General features: G+C 46.0%; 17 protein-coding genes and 1 pseudogene. 3 read left to right on the top strand and 15 right to left on the bottom strand.

Going from position 1 to position 15,934, the window contains the following annotated elements; all coding sequences use genetic code 11:
- Nucleotides 1-388: 388 nt before the first annotated feature.
- The 3 genes from SGLY_RS05810 to SGLY_RS05800 all read right to left on the bottom strand — a co-directional run bounded on the left by SGLY_RS05810 (nucleotide 389) and on the right by SGLY_RS05800 (nucleotide 1,778).
- Nucleotides 389-937: a cysteine hydrolase family protein gene (locus SGLY_RS05810; protein ID WP_013624346.1), complete on the bottom strand. Its 549-nt coding sequence runs from the start codon at nucleotides 935-937 to the stop codon at nucleotides 389-391.
- Nucleotides 938-1,013: 76 nt separating this feature from the next.
- Nucleotides 1,014-1,397 (bottom strand): winged helix-turn-helix transcriptional regulator, encoded by a 384-nt coding sequence (locus SGLY_RS05805; protein ID WP_013624345.1) that lies wholly within the window; start codon nucleotides 1,395-1,397, stop codon nucleotides 1,014-1,016.
- 192 nt (nucleotides 1,398-1,589) lie between these two features.
- Nucleotides 1,590-1,778 carry a hypothetical protein gene (locus SGLY_RS05800; RefSeq protein ID WP_013624344.1) on the bottom strand — a complete coding sequence of 63 codons (189 nt, stop codon included), beginning with the start codon at nucleotides 1,776-1,778 and terminating at the stop codon, nucleotides 1,590-1,592.
- A gap of 129 nt (nucleotides 1,779-1,907) precedes the next feature.
- On the opposite strand from SGLY_RS05800, the gene SGLY_RS05795 reads away from it, so the two are divergent.
- Nucleotides 1,908-2,540 (top strand): TetR/AcrR family transcriptional regulator, encoded by a 633-nt coding sequence (locus SGLY_RS05795; protein WP_013624343.1) that lies wholly within the window; start codon nucleotides 1,908-1,910, stop codon nucleotides 2,538-2,540.
- Between the two features lie 119 nt (nucleotides 2,541-2,659).
- Here SGLY_RS05795 and SGLY_RS05790 read toward each other — a convergent pair whose 3' ends face one another.
- The 6 genes and pseudogenes from SGLY_RS05790 to SGLY_RS18385 all read right to left on the bottom strand — a co-directional run bounded on the left by SGLY_RS05790 (nucleotide 2,660) and on the right by SGLY_RS18385 (nucleotide 8,532).
- Nucleotides 2,660-4,594, bottom strand: a complete 1,935-nt coding sequence (locus SGLY_RS05790) for an FtsX-like permease family protein (protein WP_013624342.1) — start codon at nucleotides 4,592-4,594, stop codon at nucleotides 2,660-2,662.
- Entirely contained in the window at nucleotides 4,591-5,340 is a 750-nt protein-coding gene (locus SGLY_RS05785) for an ABC transporter ATP-binding protein (RefSeq protein ID WP_041444685.1), read from the bottom strand. Before SGLY_RS05785 ends, SGLY_RS05790 begins: the two co-directional genes overlap by 4 nt.
- 112 nt (nucleotides 5,341-5,452) lie before the next feature.
- Nucleotides 5,453-6,433, bottom strand: coding sequence for a sensor histidine kinase (locus SGLY_RS05780; protein WP_013624340.1), 981 nt, complete (start codon nucleotides 6,431-6,433; stop codon nucleotides 5,453-5,455).
- Nucleotides 6,433-7,137 (bottom strand): response regulator transcription factor, encoded by a 705-nt coding sequence (locus SGLY_RS05775; protein ID WP_013624339.1) that lies wholly within the window; start codon nucleotides 7,135-7,137, stop codon nucleotides 6,433-6,435. Before SGLY_RS05775 ends, SGLY_RS05780 begins: the two co-directional genes overlap by 1 nt.
- A 15-nt stretch (nucleotides 7,138-7,152) precedes the next feature.
- A pseudogene (locus SGLY_RS18390) lies at nucleotides 7,153-7,266 on the bottom strand (DNA-binding protein); the annotation flags it as partial.
- A complete protein-coding gene (locus SGLY_RS18385) occupies nucleotides 7,267-8,532 on the bottom strand; it encodes a hypothetical protein (protein ID WP_013624338.1) in 1,266 nt (421 codons plus the stop codon).
- 264 nt (nucleotides 8,533-8,796) lie between these two features.
- Here SGLY_RS18385 and SGLY_RS05765 point away from each other — a divergent pair, with 264 nt between their 5' ends.
- A complete protein-coding gene (locus SGLY_RS05765; protein WP_013624337.1) occupies nucleotides 8,797-9,087 on the top strand; it encodes a hypothetical protein in 291 nt (96 codons plus the stop codon).
- A 77-nt stretch (nucleotides 9,088-9,164) separates the two neighbouring features.
- Nucleotides 9,165-9,935, top strand: a complete 771-nt coding sequence (locus SGLY_RS05760; RefSeq protein ID WP_013624336.1) for an alpha/beta fold hydrolase — start codon at nucleotides 9,165-9,167, stop codon at nucleotides 9,933-9,935.
- An 85-nt stretch (nucleotides 9,936-10,020) separates the two neighbouring features.
- On the opposite strand, the gene SGLY_RS05755 is transcribed toward SGLY_RS05760, so the two are convergent.
- From SGLY_RS05755 to SGLY_RS05730, 6 genes are all read right to left on the bottom strand, one after another.
- Entirely contained in the window at nucleotides 10,021-10,350 is a 330-nt protein-coding gene (locus SGLY_RS05755; RefSeq protein WP_169312013.1) for a hypothetical protein, read from the bottom strand.
- A gap of 272 nt (nucleotides 10,351-10,622) precedes the next feature.
- Nucleotides 10,623-12,056 carry a DUF4179 domain-containing protein gene (locus SGLY_RS05750; RefSeq protein WP_013624335.1) on the bottom strand — a complete coding sequence of 478 codons (1,434 nt, stop codon included), beginning with the start codon at nucleotides 12,054-12,056 and terminating at the stop codon, nucleotides 10,623-10,625.
- Nucleotides 12,043-12,603, bottom strand: coding sequence for a sigma-70 family RNA polymerase sigma factor (locus SGLY_RS05745; protein ID WP_013624334.1), 561 nt, complete (start codon nucleotides 12,601-12,603; stop codon nucleotides 12,043-12,045). The genes SGLY_RS05750 and SGLY_RS05745 overlap by 14 nt, the downstream gene beginning before the upstream one ends.
- Nucleotides 12,604-12,768: 165 nt before the next feature.
- Nucleotides 12,769-13,917, bottom strand: coding sequence for a DEAD/DEAH box helicase (locus SGLY_RS05740; RefSeq protein WP_013624333.1), 1,149 nt, complete (start codon nucleotides 13,915-13,917; stop codon nucleotides 12,769-12,771).
- A gap of 332 nt (nucleotides 13,918-14,249) precedes the next feature.
- Complete coding sequence (locus SGLY_RS05735; RefSeq protein WP_148228078.1) at nucleotides 14,250-15,650, bottom strand: aldehyde dehydrogenase family protein; 1,401 nt, start codon at nucleotides 15,648-15,650, stop codon at nucleotides 14,250-14,252.
- Between the two features lie 45 nt (nucleotides 15,651-15,695).
- Nucleotides 15,696-15,911: a hypothetical protein gene (locus tag SGLY_RS05730; RefSeq protein ID WP_041444683.1), complete on the bottom strand. Its 216-nt coding sequence runs from the start codon at nucleotides 15,909-15,911 to the stop codon at nucleotides 15,696-15,698.
- Nucleotides 15,912-15,934 lie beyond the last annotated feature (23 nt).

Raw genomic sequence — 15,934 nt, 5'->3', positions numbered from 1 at the left:
TATTCCAAAAGAGAATAGTGTGGATAAAAAAACAAAAGCCAGTTCATTTTGAGGGATTGGCTTTTAATTTATCTAAAAATATTTTCGGATATATGGATCGCATGGTAATTTTTAATGGTGGGATAGGGATATACTGATTAGATAACCCCATTAATGCGGTTAGGGCGCACCGGTAACACCCGTCCGTTATATCAAATCGCGCGAGAGGCCGCCACATCGTGTGACCGATTTCGTGTGACCGATTTGTTGTGTTTTTTGTGGAGAAAATTGATTGACCTTCATTTGGGCCGGTTGATATAACACATGGCCTCGGCCTGATAGATCATTGTTCTTGCGTCCGGTGATATGATTGAATCTGCGGGATACATCTTTCGGGCCTTTGGCAAATTCAATTCTCCTTAATCCATACATCGGCCTGCACTACCCTGGCAAAAGTCCCGTCAAGAGCGGCCATATATGCGTTCCGGACCTGGTCCGCTAAAACCGGGATTCCTCCCCATACCAAATCTCTTGTTGCGCATGCGTCTTCGATTAGGGTGACAGCGTATCCATAATTGCCGGCGGTTCTGACGGTTGAATCTATGCACATATGCGTCATCATCCCGCATACCACCAATGCGGCGACACCCGTTTCTTCCAATTTCTCTTTCAGGGTTGTCCTCAGGAAACTGTCGGGTCTATGCTTGATGATGATTTCTTCCCCTTCCAAAGGACAACACGCTCTATAAAAATCAGCACCCTCAGTATCCGGTATAAAAAAACCGGCGCCTGGATTTGTACTTATGTGGCGCACATGATATATCGGCCATCCTTCTCTCCGAAAAAAAGTCAGGATTTTATTGGCCTGCATGGCCGCCTGCTCCGGGTTAACCAATTCATATTTTCCGCCTTTAAAATAATCGTTTTGAATATCCACTAAAATCAAACCCTGTTTCATTGGCCATTACCTCTTTCCCCTAATTATTTGCCGTTTCAAGGAAAGTTTAAGTCGGATAAAGGAAAAAGTAAATTACTTACTTTTCGGTAGGTATTGAATTCAAACAGATAATGCCTTTTTTCTCAAGCAGCTCTTTCTGTCCATGTTCCATCATATAAGCCACACCAATATTCTGCATAATCAGAACAGCTTCTAATAATTGAGTCCCCCTATCCGTCAGAAAATATTCTACGTGAAGAGGATACCCCTCATAACTTGTTTTATTAATCACTCCAAATTCCTGTAACTCTTTTAATTGCTGAAGCAGCATTTTTTCTGAAATGCCTTCAATTCCATGCTTTAATTCTGAAAATGTCTGTGTCCCAAGTCTCAGTTGAAAGATCAAAATTGTTTTCCATTTGCCTTTAATAAAATCATGTACAATTTCCAGCGGACAAGTATAGTTTTCGCGGATTTTCATTCTCATTCCCCCATTTCCCGACCTCTCCTGATCGTTGCTCCAGTATCCCGGATTCCATGGTTCCTGAAAAAAATGCCGGCTCAACATAGTGGAACTCGTTGGTCCGGCGTTTTTTGTCCAATTACCGTACTGGCCATTCATGATCTTACCTGCACAGGAACTTAACCATTCTCTTCATTTTCCTGTTTACCGCTATTTACGTACAAATATCAATATAACCGTGAGCAGGACAAGCCCGGCGGTGATATAATTCAACGGGATATAGCATTGGGGCAGTTGTAATCCTTTGGAAAAATTAGCGTCGATCCACAGATTAAAACCAAACATGCCGAACATCATCAGCATCGTGACAACTGCCAAAATTAATTGAAATCCTCTCATGCTACAGTCCTCCTTTACATTTTCCTAATCCCATGGTATTCTTTTTTTAAACAGTATACCAGCGGTCTACTTTTTTTATTCAAGTATACCTTCAGTCTACTTTATTTGTCAATAGGAGAAGACTAAAAAATGAAAGAAGTACAATCCAAACGGGAAGCAAATAAAATTCAAAAAAAAGAAGCCTTTCTGGGGGCGGCTGAAAAGCTGTTCGCGGAAAAGGGCTTTGAGAACACTTCCATTGATGAGGTGGTCAAACATGCCGGTCTCACCAAACGGACACTATATCAATATTTTCAGAGCAAGGAGGATCTTTTCTACGCCGTTGCGCTGAAAGGTGCCCGTCAGCTTTATGAAGCCTCTATAAATGCCCTTAGGCTTGGTGAAAACACACGTGAGAAGATTCGCCTGGCGAATCTTGCCCATCTGACATTTTTTCGCGATTATCCAGATTTGTTTCGGATCTTGAATTACCTCCCGGCAAACAGGCAAAACATCGAAGCCAGTCCCCATTATCAAGAAATCCGGCACTTGGATGCCGCCCGGATGGAATACCTCGGTTCTCTGGCGATTGCCGGCGCTTCGGACAGCAGTATAAATCCCAACCTGGATATGAAAAAAGCGGTATTTTTCGGCTTTTTTTCTGCCTTCAGCCTCCTTTATACCGCCGGCTTCATGGACAAAAGCGTCTGGAACACACTGTCGATTGATGAGGGAGAGTTTTTGGAGTTCGGTTTTGATTTACTTGCGAACGCTTTGAAATAACAAGCTTGATCTTTGATTGGCAAAAGTGATTCGCACCACGCTCTAGCTTCCTAAGTAAGAAAAATGCATAGCGCTTTGATATATCTATTCAAATTTAACTAAGTATAAGAATGTTTATGCTATACGGTATACTGCGCTAAATATTTGATATAGCGCGAACGGACGACGCTGTAATAAATGACTTCCAGTATCAAAAATACCGCCATGACCACTAAAAAGTATTGCCATACCGAGGTGTATAACATGCTCTGCAAAAGCGCCGTGGCAAAAGAGGTATGAATGGCGGCAAGTAGGTAGGGTACGAAAAACAGAACGGAAATTTGTCTGCTTGCCACTTTTTTCAATTCCTTAAAGGTCAGCCCCAATTTTGATATAGCTAAATATTTGCTCTTGTCCCGATTTAAGTCGGTATACAGCCTGAAATACAGAAAGCTGCTTGCTCCCATGAAGAATATTGCGCCAAGAAAGAATCCCGCATATAGAAACAGCTTCTTTGTCTGATTTTCAAGGTCATATATTTCTATTCTATTCGACCAAAAGGATGAGCCGTATTCGCCATCGCCAAGGGTACTCCTTAGGCTCTTCATCGCATTACGCGTGTTTAGCCAGTCGGGTATTTCATAGGAATAAGAAACATATCTCTCATTCATATCCGATATTTTGTCATAGGTGCTGTCATTAACCGCGATTAGATTCCGAAACAGCCCTGAATAGACGATAACTTGAGGCGCCACTTCTTTTACCGTCAGATTGATCTTTCCGTCGTCAAGCGGAATATTTTTCTGATTTAAGGTCTTGTCCCTCACGGGGTCGTATCGTACATCGGCAGGGACTAAAAGTGCCTGGCTTTCATCAATGCTTACCTGCGCCAAGCCCAATGCGGCCGCACGGGTATTATACTCCGATACCCTAATAATATGAACGCTATATCCCGAACTCGAAACCTGCTTGATTACTTCTGTTTTATAGGTCTTATAAGCGACGCCGGAGCTTGTAAGCATATCATCAATCGCTTTGATATTTTGCACTTCATTTGCATTGTCACCGATAGAAGTATAGGTAAGCGCAAAGGGATTATCCTTTAACGCCTCGTCCTTAACTACCGAATTTAAGGCATAGACACTCGTTATAGCGACATATGCAGCCGTTGAAATCATAGTAACCAAAAACAGCATTCGCGCATTATCTCTGATGCGTGAAAACAGCTCGGAAATCCACAGCATATTCGTCTTACGCATATAATAACTCTTGTTTTTCCTTAATCTATGCAATACAAAGATGCTTAACTGTGTGAAAAACAAATACGTGCCGACCGCAATTAAAGCGATTAGGATAACCTCGCGGAACGGCAGGTTTTCCACAAATAAAATGATTTTATTTAAGAACGGATGCAAGCCGTATATTTTTGAGGATACGGACATGAAGTACCCAAGAAATAAACATAAAACAGAAACAAAGGACAGCGTTTTGGAAAATGTAATTTCCTTATTGTCTTTTTGGGCTCCTTTCAACAACTGAACAACGTCATTTGTTCGTATAATCTTAGGCGCAATCGTTGATATACCGATGAATATGATTAAGAAAAAAGCAATGGTCAGAAGTGCGGCCTGAATCGGAAAGTAAAACGAAAGGGCTTCAAATGATAATATATGAGCCGTGACCATCAGCAAAAGTTTAGAGAACACCAATCCGATTGTAATCCCCGTTAGAATGGCGACGCAGCCAATCAGCATATTTTCCAGAAAAATCATGCGGTTAAACTGCTTTTTTGACATGCCCAAAATCGTGAGAACGCCAAATTCTTTCTGCCTGATTTTCAAGAAAGCATTTACTGAAATCAGAATGAAGAAAAAGGCAAATACAAAGATAGCTCCCTCGGCAAGCCCCATTATTTCCTCGATTGCCCCGCCTTTTTGACTTGCTATGACAGGATGAAACAGGTTGGTCGCAAAGGAGAAAAAAACGATAATCGTAAAAACGCTGCTCAAAAAGTAGGCCAAATAGACACGGATATTGCGCTTTACATTATTAAATGCAAATTGGCGGAATGTCATTTTGCGTCACCCCCCAATAGGGAGAGGACATCAATAATCTGCTGATAAAATTCCTTCCGGCTGTTCCCACGGTGTATTTCATTGAATATCCGTCCGTCTTTGATCAAAACAATGCGGTTACAAAAACTTGCAGATTGAGCGTCATGCGTTACCATTACCGTTGTGACATCTGTTTCACGGTTTACGCTTTCAAATAATTCCATGACATCTTTTGCCGACTTAGAGTCAAGATTTCCCGTAGGTTCATCTGCTAAAAGAAGCAAGGGAGAGTGGATAATTGCACGGGCAACCGCCGACCTTTGTGCTTGTCCTCCTGATATTTCAAAACTCCTTTTACCGAGAATTTCTTCAATATCCAGACTCTTTGCAACGGCTTTCAGCTTCTTATTCATTACGGATACTTTTTCACCGTCCAATGTCAACGGGAGTATGATGTTTTCCCCAACGGTCAAAGTGTCAATCAAATTGAAGTCCTGAAACACAAAGCCGATTTTTCTTCTTCTGAAAAGCGCAAGATTTGCGCTATCGATTTGATAGGGATTTTCTCCGTTTATGAGAACCTCGCCGGAAGTGGGAGGGTCAATGGTGGAAATTGCGTTTAAGAGCGTTGTTTTACCGCTCCCCGAAGCCCCCATGATTCCGACAAAATCTCCCTGTTCGATGCTTAGGCTGACATTGTCAAGTGCTTTATACAGCACCTTATTCCCGTATACTTTGGAAACATGACTTACGTTTAATAGCTCCAATATTACACACATCTTTCTGGCTTGATATAATTTACAAGTCAATCATATCGGCTTTTCGTATAGCTTGCTATCGATTCAAATTACATCAACCTTACATCCGTGTAATAAATCATCAAGCGGAAAAAACAATCCGGATAGAAGTACCCTCTGATATTTTTGAATCTATCTCAATCTCATGCTGTAAGTTCTTGCAGGCTTCATTGACAAGATATAGCCCCATGCCCGTGGATTCTCCGAACTCCCTCCCATTTACACCTGTATAAAAAGGCTCAAAGACACGGCGAATATCCTGGGGAGAAATGCCGATGCCCTGATCGCTTACTTCTAACACCTTGCTGTTTCCACGGCGATAAGCCGCCACGGTAACCGTTTTATCCTCTTCGACCGTGTATTTTACAGCATTGATCAGTAATTGCTTTAATATGAGTTTGAGCCACTTCCTATCGGATATTACCGTAAAATCAGAATCTATCCGCACTTCGGGATAAATACGTTTTTTGATGAAATACCTTTTTTCCTCACTGATTACCTCCGGCACAAAAGAGGACAATAAAATTGTTTCAACGGAAAAATCCTTTTCAAATTCCTCCATTCTTGCGAAGTTGAGCGCCATGTTCAGCCCGCTGTTGAGCCGCTCCATTTCCAACCGGATGTTTTCAAAAGCCTCACCCTCATTTTCTTGAAGAATCAGGTGAATGACGGAAATCGGCGTTTTCATTTGATGCGCCCATTGGTAGATAAATTCCAAATGCTCCTTTTGCTTGCGCTTGTACCGTTCAATTTGGCTTTGGTATAAATGGTATTGGGTCAAAATCAATTGATCGATGCCTGTTGAAAGTGGTGCCGTTCCTGCCGAAATCAGAGTATCCTCTATATTTGAGGGCATTTCACTCAATTTGTGGTATAGCTTTCGATAGGAAAAGAAGCGGTATATCAAAAAGACTCCCAAGAGGAAGCCACTCAAAAACAAAAAATAATAGATGTTCCCTAAATTCTCAAATCCGCCGAGCTTTCCATAAATGACGAATAAAATCAACATATTGAAAACGTATAACAATATAAACGGAACATGGTCACGCCAGAATAATCTCATCACAGTTCCCTCCAGAGAGCGTTCAAGCGGTATCCCTGACCTCTCACGGTTTCAATCGCTTCTTCAATACCAAGCTCTTGCAGCTTTTTTCTAAGACGTGCCACGTTTACATTCAGGGTATTTTCGTCTACGAAGTGTACATCATCCCATAGTCTTTCCAACAGCACATCACGGCTCACCGCTTTAGGTGATTTACTCATTAGAATTTCAGCCAATACCGCTTCTTTTTTTGTCAGGGTGACGGAAGCATCCCGGAAACGCAGTTCCGGCCTTTCGAGGTATAGAAAAAGTCCTTCACATCCTACTTTCCGTTCTTCTGAACCATCTGGAGCAAGCGCCCCAAAACAACGCCGGATTTGGCTCTTTATTTTCGCTATGACAACATCATAATAAAAAGGCTTTGTAATATAATCGTCAGCGCCGCTTTCTATCCCCATCACCTGATCCATCTCACTGTCACGGGCCGAAATTAAAATGATGGGATGATTGGATATCTGCCTGATTTTTCCGCACCAATAATACCCGTCATACTTTGGCAGGTTAATATCAAGCAAAACCACATGCGGGTCTGCTTTAATGAAAATATCCAATACCTTATCAAAATTATTTATTATAACGCATTCATATCCGTATTTCTCAATATGGGCGGCAAGCAGCTTTGCGATTGACGTATCGTCTTCAATCAGCATAATTCTATGTTCCATAAGGCTACACTCCTTTCAAACGGTTCCCCGTCTTTTTTCTTTTCTTCTTCCATCAGCAGGTTTTTCAGCGTCTTTTGGTATTAACCACATACCGCTAAACTTTGCAACTCCCGGTATACGGTTTTCCTCCTACTTGGGCCGGTTGATATAAGACATGGCCTCGGCATGATAGATCATTGTTCTTGCGTCCGGTGATATGATTAAATCCGGTAGATACATTGGAGGCTTTGGCAAATTCTTAGCTCTGATGCTATAGTTCTCTGTGTCTACGTCATAAACGACCAAATAAACCTGATCATCTTCAGCCCGCCCCCAGACTTCCCAATCAACAGGCTTGTTGGCAATTACCGTAATTACCTTGTTATGATATAAGGTCAAATTGCCCACTGCATTCTCAAGCTCAAGGAATATCATTTTGCTATGGATCTGATCAATTATACCAACCAGGCCTGAGGGTGGTATGTTTTCAGCAAGATAATTGAAACCGCAATATTCATTACTGTTACGGTAAAGACCTCCAAATACCGCTGGTATTCCCGACTTGGTTCCCAGATAGGTTTTCGTAGAAGACTTACTTTCGATGTTATATTTGACAACTGCACTTCCTTCGAAACGACGACGCTCGTCAATTTTATCGACAGTTCCCAGGAGAACGTTTTTGGCATCAAGCCAACCGCCCGTGACAACGCCTTGGACGGGTAATTCTGTAATTTGCTGCATGTTGAGATCGGCTAAATAACCTCTTTTCTTATCATAATCTAAGAGCAGCACTTTTCCTGCTTCAGGGTTTACAGCAAATTGGGGGATGTCTAAATCCTTATATTCTTGCTGAAAGCTGCTGAGCAGAATTTTTTTGGAGACTTTATCGTTATCGATCAAAACAGCCATGTTATCGTAACAGAGATAAAAACTGGTACTGCTTTGAATGAAGAAACTGGGCCTCCCTGTACAAGAAACTTGAAAAAGTTCCTTTAGGGTCTTCGATTTCATGTTATACTTATAAACTTTCTCTTCAGCCCCTTGCAGCTGTACGGCCGAAAAAACAAAAGTGTCATTGTCGATAAAACAAAGGGGAGACCACTGGTTATCCTTAAACAAGCCGTCCAGATCAGGAAACCTTTTGGTCACATAGCTGGAAGACTCATCTGATAATTGGGGATAAGCGATGTTTTCCAAAGAATAGCCTTGGGGGGAAGTTTTGGGAGTTGTTTTTTTGGTAAAAGGTTTATTGCCTAAAAATGCCGGTGATTGATCCGTGTCAACCACAGTACTTTCGTTTTCTGAAGGTTCTGCCAGTGGCTCCTGGGTATCAGAAGCTGTATTTAACAAAGGGTTACTGCAGCCGGAGATGAGCAAACTGCCGGTTAATAATAGAACTGTAAATAATCGTTTCAAGATTTTTTCCTCCCTTTACAAATATCCCCAGTAGTTGTATCATAAAAGCACCTGCTTTTTGTGCAGGGGCGTGGCCTTCCGATCAACCTTCCTTAACGGGGATCATGATCTGCAGGATCTTCCATTTTGACATACACTTGAAATATAACATGAATACAGAACGAAATTTGTCTAAATATGTAATGTCGTTGCACCTTAACCATCAATAAAATATTTTAGTTGCTCAGGTTTAATCTCTATTGAAATAAAGGAGGGAGATCCTGGATGAGAATTGCCGGACTATCTCATTTCTATGTTCCTACCATAAACAATAGGCTGGATTTAAGCAGTCTTGAACAGGCTGAAGTGTATGCTCCCAAACAATCACCTGAAAAAAATGTCTATACCTATTCAGGCGGGTTTGGAATATACTGTTACAGGTCACCAGAGGAAACACTCTTCATGATTAAAAATTGTATAACCGCAGAAACAATGTCGACAACAAGGAAGCTCATTGCGCTGCCGAATGATAAAATTCCGGCACCGCCTGATCCCACCATTGATACCCAAATATAGTAAAAACTGCATCCTTGAGTGATAAAGCGTTCCTGTTGTCCTCGCAATGCGCAATAACCGGTCCTTGCGGAGGGTTGATGAGTCATTTTTATTTTCATAACCAAAGAATATATTATACGGAATTTGGTGCCGGCGCGCCGTTGCTCCTCCTTCATGGGAATACGGCTTCCTCCAATCTGTTTGCCGAAATTGCACAAAGGTACCGGAAAGATTTCCAAGTTGTCCTGATTGATTTTTTAGGGCATGGAAAATCAGACAGGCTTGATGAATTCCCTGCCGATTTATGGTTTCATCAAGCTGAACAGGTAATCGCTTTCTTAAGAGAAAAGCAATATCCGAAGGCAAATATTATCGGCAGCAGCGGCGGTGCTCTGGTTGCTGTCAATATCGGGTTGGAAGCACCTGAGCTGGTCAATAAAGTAATCGCCGACAGCTTTGAGGGAGAAAAACCAATTATCGCATTGACAGAGAATATCACGGAAGACAGGGAAGCCTCCAAGCTTGATGCAGAGACAAGAATGTTTTATTCCTCTATGCACGGTTCGGACTGGGAACAGGTCGTCGATAATGATACAAGGGCCATGATCAGACACCAGAAGGAAATCGGCGGATTTTTCCACAAGGACCTGGGCTCTTTTCAGCCGGACATTCTTCTGACCGGCAGTTTAGAAGATGAATTCGCCAGTGCCCTGGCCCCTGATTATTTTGAAAAGGTTTATGGCGAACTGCTTGCCAAAATCGGCCACGGTAAAATGCATTTGTTTGATACCGGCGGCCACCCGGCCCTGCTTACAAATCAAGATGGCTTTTATCAGCTGAGCCTGGAGTTTTTGACCGGCAAATGCTAACCGGCACAAGGGGCTCTCATCTTTTGATATCCACTTTAGAAAAAACACAGAAAACGGTTGATATTCAAGGTTTTTTCATTTCAAACTACTGCCTCCTTGCGCCAATCAGGCGTTTTTCTTTTCCCCTTTGTGTCCCCGCTCCCAGGCCGAACAGAATTGCGGCAACGGTCAGATATACCGTGGCATTGTTGCTTGTCAGGCCCATAAAATCAAACTTCCACATATCATTGATCGGGCCAAAATACATCAGGGCGATCAAGACAGCTTCAAACGGCCTGCGGCTGCCGCTGAGATCGCCAAGCACCAGCGCGCCAGTGTAGGGATGAAAACCATACCCGCCAGCCAGGGCACGAGATGGCTCCATGCGGACAGCATCACAATCCTTGCAAACATCCCCATTGTTGACGCTCATCACGGTGAGCTATCTGTTGACAGCAAAGCGAGTGAGGGGACTGCCTTTACCGTCCATCTTCCCTGTAAACAAGCGCACCTTGAATGTTCATAGCAGCACTCATTTATGCCGGTACACCTGAATAAAACAAAATTGAAAGACGCTGTAAGCCGCGGAGCTGCGGCGTTTTCTTTTCAGAAATTTCTTAATGGCAGTTCCTCACATAGAAAAGCCCGTGACCGGGGACGTGGAAAGGGTTCACGCTCCCGGTCACGGGCTAAAGGTTTCATCCAGGGTTACTTTTTATCCTCCGTCAGATCAAGGTCAAACGCCAAATCCTTCTGAAGGTCATACTCCTGGCTGTGAATCAGCACTTTGGCGATGTCCTGAGCGCGGTCCGTTTTCCATTCATAGATCCCGAGGCCGGTTTCATAGTCCATGGGGTTCATTCTTCTTCCGGTCTGGGCGGCCGCCGGTATTTTGCCCCCGTTTTGTTCGACAAACTCGAAGCTGGGATAGGCCTTATTGTCCTCAAACCCGCTCACCGTGTAATGGATGGTCAGTTTCTCCTGACCGCGCTCCACAGCGGAAATGGTCATTTCCTGATCCTGCATGGGAATGGAAACCGGCAATTGTTGAAGCTCTGCCGCATAAACCTTAGATTCCTTTCCTTTCACGGATGTATAAGGGATTACCGTCAGCCTTTGCGTATCTGCCGGTATTCTCATCAGACTGATGACGGTATTGAAGCTCCCCTCTTCCGCAAGGCCAGTTTGCCTCGGGAATTCCCGCAAAATATACCTGTAGTTGAGGCAATTGCCCCGGTCGTCCAGAATGAAGAAACCCTGCAGCACCGCCGGAAAACCGGTAGATGGGGTCGCATAGCCTTTCAGGCTGATCATATTGTTGAGGGCGCTTCTGATGAGTTTGACGGACTCCACCTTGCCGTTCTTCAGCGGATGCTCAAGGCCGGATTCCGTGATCTGGGCAGCGGTGTAAATGTCTTTTCCCGTAAGGCCCGTTTCGATCTTCCACAGCCCGTTCACCTCCTTAAAACCCGTGCTGTCCACTACCCCAATATTGGAGGCCGTTAAGGTCAGCGTGCCGTTATCTTCGATATTGGGAGCAGGATCACCAAAATGAAATGCCGCATACCCCTGATAATCGCCGTTGTCCTTGGGGGTTAAATAGGAATCGGCAACCAGGCTCTCCGAGTTTGCAGGCCTGCCGTCTTCAGGGTTTTGAAAAGAAGGCAGCAGGTCCGTATCGATTTCCACCACATCATTGCCGAACCCGCCGGCTTTACTCAGCTCAAAGCCGATGATAAGGGAAGCTCCGTCATAGGCCAAATCGTTCACCGTCAGGGTTATCCCCTGATCGGTTGCCGTTTTATGGACTGCGGTTTTTCCCGCACCGCCTGCTGACCCTGCCTTCCCTCCACTGATGTCGACCTTGACACGTTCATAATTTTGCGCTGCCGCCGGATTGACCATCTTGACCAGAGAATTGAGCAAGGGCAGGTTTTGCCCAAAAGCAGCCAATGTTCCCAGACTGATGATGGTCAGACAGGCCGCCAGAACCAGGATACTCTTTTTGGTGAGCCTGCGGCTTCTCTTCCTTTGTTCAAGATTTTGCAGAGTATGATCAATCCTGGCATTGACCAGGTCCGGCACAACCGAAGGAATCTCCAGCCTGGAGGCCAGATCCTGCTGTTTCTCATCTCTTTTCATCTTTTTCCTCTCCCTTGACAGACATTAAGTTTAAAAGCTTGCCTCTGGCCCTGGCCAAACGGGATTTCACGGTGCCCTGGGGGATTCTCAGGATCCGGGCAATCTCGCTGACCCGAAAATCTTCGTAATAGTAGAGAACAATGACTTGTCTGAGCTCCCAATCCAGCCTGTTGACAAAATCTGACGCGGCATTGTCGGAAGGATAATGATCCAGCACAGCCTGATCAGTTACGGTTTCCATAAAAATCGTTTGACGGGACTTGCGCAAAATCTTTTTGCATTCATTGATCAGTATCCGGATCAGCCAGGTCTTGAAATACTCGTCCTTATTCAAGGCGCCGATATGGGTATACGCCGAAATGACGGTTTCCTGAATGGCATCGGCCGCGTCAAAATCCGAATCTAAAATGCCCCTGGCGACCCGGTAAAGCGCCAGCCTGTGGCCGTCGATCAACGTGCAGAATGCCGCTTTGTCGCCTGCCTTGGCCAGCTTGACCTTGATGTTCTCCTCCCGGCAAAGATCAGCCGACCTGTTTACGATCTCCATAAACAACCTCCGGTGCTTGATATTGTAACCTGTTACACCTATTAGAGTGATTGAAGGGCCAAATGGTTCCCCTTCCCGTAAATTGATAAAAAAAATCCCGTGAAACACTTGTCCACGGGAATATCCCACCATAGATCGGTCTATTAATCAGATCATCCTGACCGCTTACCTGCCAGCGCCCGGTAAGCAAGGCTGCTCCCTGATCACCGCGATTTCCCTTGCGATGAGCTTCTGGATATCCCTCAGATAGGTCTTCTCCTCATCATCGCAAAAGGATAATGCCGTTCCGCCCATCCCCGCTCTTCCGGTCCTTCCGATGCGGTGCACATAGGTTTCGGGTATATTGGGCAGGTCAAAATTGATGACGTGGGACAGCTCCTGCACATCGATCCCTCTGGCCGCAATATCGGTCGCCACAAGCACCCTGGTGCGCTTCGCCTTGAAATTGTTCAAGGCAGTCTGCCTGGCTGCCTGTGATTTGTTGCCATGGATGGCCTGAGCCTTTATCCTGGCTTTCTCCAGAGCCCTGACGACATTATCCGCTCCATGCTTTGTCCGGGTAAACACCAAAGCCGAATCAACGGATTGATTTCTCAGCAGTTCGATGAGCAGCGCTTTCTTGCCGCTTTTTTCCACAAAATAAACCGACTGGTCGATCGTGTCCGCGGTGGATGACACCGGAGCCACCTCGATCTTGACAGGGTTGGACAAAATCGCCCCTGCCATGGCTTTCATTTCCGGAGGCATGGTAGCGGAGAACAGCAGGGTCTGCTTTGCCGCGGGCAGCTTTGCCAGGATTCTTTTCATATCATGGGCAAATCCCATGTCCAGCATGCGGTCCGCCTCATCCAGCACCAGAAGCTTGATGTGATCCAGTCTGACGTATCCCTGGCCCATCAGGTCAAGCAATCTGCCCGGGGTAGCAACGAGAATATCCACTCCCGCTTTCATCGCCCTTGTCTGGGCATCCTGCGATACCCCCCCGAAAATCACCGTATGCTTGATTCCCAGATATTTCCCATATGCCCGGAGATTCTCTCCGGTCTGGAGCGCCAGTTCCCGGGTCGGGGCTAAAATCAGGGCCCTGATTGTACGGGGCGCCCTCTCGTTGATTCTCTCCCTGCTGAGTATCTGCAGCAAGGGGATTGAAAATGCCGCTGTCTTTCCCGTTCCGGTTTGCGCGCACCCCAGAAGGTCCCTCCCCTTCAGTACGGCAGGTATGGCCCGTTCCTGGATCGGGGTAGGCGCTTCATATCCTTCAGCCTTTAAGGCTTTCATGATCGGGGTGATGATGTTCAGTTCTTCAAATTTCAATTGTTTTCTCCATTCTTTAGTGGACAACCACTATTTACAATATTGTATTCATTTCGCTGTCTGCTTCCGGAGAACTGATCTGCCTATTCATCCTTCAGCCGCCTGCCCGGTCCCTTGACAGACGCCAGCTCTTCTTTTCTTTGCTCAGAAATAAAAAAAGCAGTCAACTCATAACATTGAGTTCCCGCTCAATAATCCCAAAATCCCATACATATCGGAGTCAAGCAGTCGCAAAACAAAATTACGCATTAGAGTATAACACACCTTAATCAATAAAGCAAATCAGGGCGGACCGAGAGGGAAAATTTTACCTTGGCCCCTTCATTCCCCCGCTATCTGATCAAATATTTTCTGAGGTATTTGTGGCGGTCCTGATAAGGCGGATATTTCAGGGACAGGTCAAAGCCAAAGCGGTTGCGCACCAGCGCTTTTTTATGGGAAAAAGCCTCAAAGCCGTACCTGCCGTGATAACTGCCGCTGCCGCTCCCTCCCCTGCCACCGAACGGCAGGTGCTGGTTGGCGGCCTGGAACAGGGTATCATTGACACAGCCGCCGCCAAATGGAATTCTGGCCGTCAGAGTCCGGGCTGTCTCCTTATTTCGGGTGAACAAGTATAAGGCCAGGGGATTGGGATTGCGGGCAATGATCCCTTCAATCTCTTCCAGACCGGTATATGGGACGACCGGCAGGACCGGCCCGAAGATTTCTTCCCGCATCAGGGGTGCCTCCAGATCGGCGACCTCGATGACCGTGGGCTCCAGATAAAGCTCCTTCTCGTCTGAACCGCCGCCGAGGATGATCCTGCCCTGGCTCAGATAACCTTTGAGCCTGTCAAAATGCCTTTTGTTGATGATTCTTCCCAGATCGGGGCTGTTCTGCGGGTTCTCCCCGAAAAAGTCTCGCAGCCCCTTGCCCAGCGCGGCATACAAACTTTCCTTGATTTCCCGGTGCACAATCAGATAGTCCGGAGCGATGCAGGTCTGCCCCGTATTGACCAGCTTGCCGAACAAAATCCGTCTGGCCGTGAGCTCAGGGTTTACCTCCCGGTCAACGATACAGGGACTTTTCCCGCCCAGCTCCAGGGTTACCGAAGCCAGATTCCGGGCGGCCTTTTCCATGACGATCCGGCCTACCGCGGGGCTTCCGGTAAAGAAAATCTTGTCAAAGTCCTGCTCCAGCAAAAAAGCCCCGGTCCCGGCATCCCCCTCAACCACCGCGATATAACTGCTGTCAAAGGCCCGGGCGATGACAGTTTTGATCACCTGCTCCGAAGCCCCGGCATATTCGGACGGTTTGACGATACAGCAGTTCCCGGCCGCGATGGCGCTGACCAGCGGGCAAAAGGTCAACTGGAACGGATAGTTCCAGGGGCTGATGATCAGGGACAGCCCGTAAGGCTCGGCCAGGACAGCGCTCTTGGCCGGAAAAAGCAGGAGCGGGGATTTGACCTTTTGCGGCCTGGCCCATTTCCGGAGATTTTTCAGGGCAAAATCAATTTCCTGGACGGCGATCCCCAGCTCCATGCTATAGGACTCCAGCAGCGGCTTTCTGAGATCCTTGCCCAAAGCGCTGATTATCTCCTCTTCCGCCGCTGTCAGAGCCGTCTTGAGTTTCCTTAACGCTTCCCGCCGGAAATCAAGGTCCAGCGTTTTTCCGCTGGAAAAAAACGCTCTTTGCCTGTTGAAGATTGTCCTGATCTCTTCTTCGGTCACGTCCGGCCCACTCCCTTTCATTCTGACGCCTAACGGCGAAGATCAATCTATGCCAGTACCGCACAGCTAAGCAGTCAGTACCGATACCGGCACAACATTGACACCATCCGGTCTGCGGTACGCGAACCCGTTTCCTGTTATGACCGTAAGCGCAACAGGCTCTGTCGTCTTTTCCGTATCTATTTTTGCCGCAAATTTCATAAGATTATTCGCGGCCTCGTCGACCGCGCCCATGCCGAGTTTGATTTCGAACGCTCCCCATCTTCCGTCCGGATACTCCACGATTGCGTCGATCTCCAGTCCGC

It is taken from the genome of Syntrophobotulus glycolicus DSM 8271 (assembly GCF_000190635.1).
Taxonomy (GTDB): domain Bacteria; phylum Bacillota; class Desulfitobacteriia; order Desulfitobacteriales; family Syntrophobotulaceae; genus Syntrophobotulus; species Syntrophobotulus glycolicus.
The sequence above is the reverse complement of the archived record's forward strand: the minus strand, read 5'-3'. Positions and strand labels throughout refer to the sequence as shown.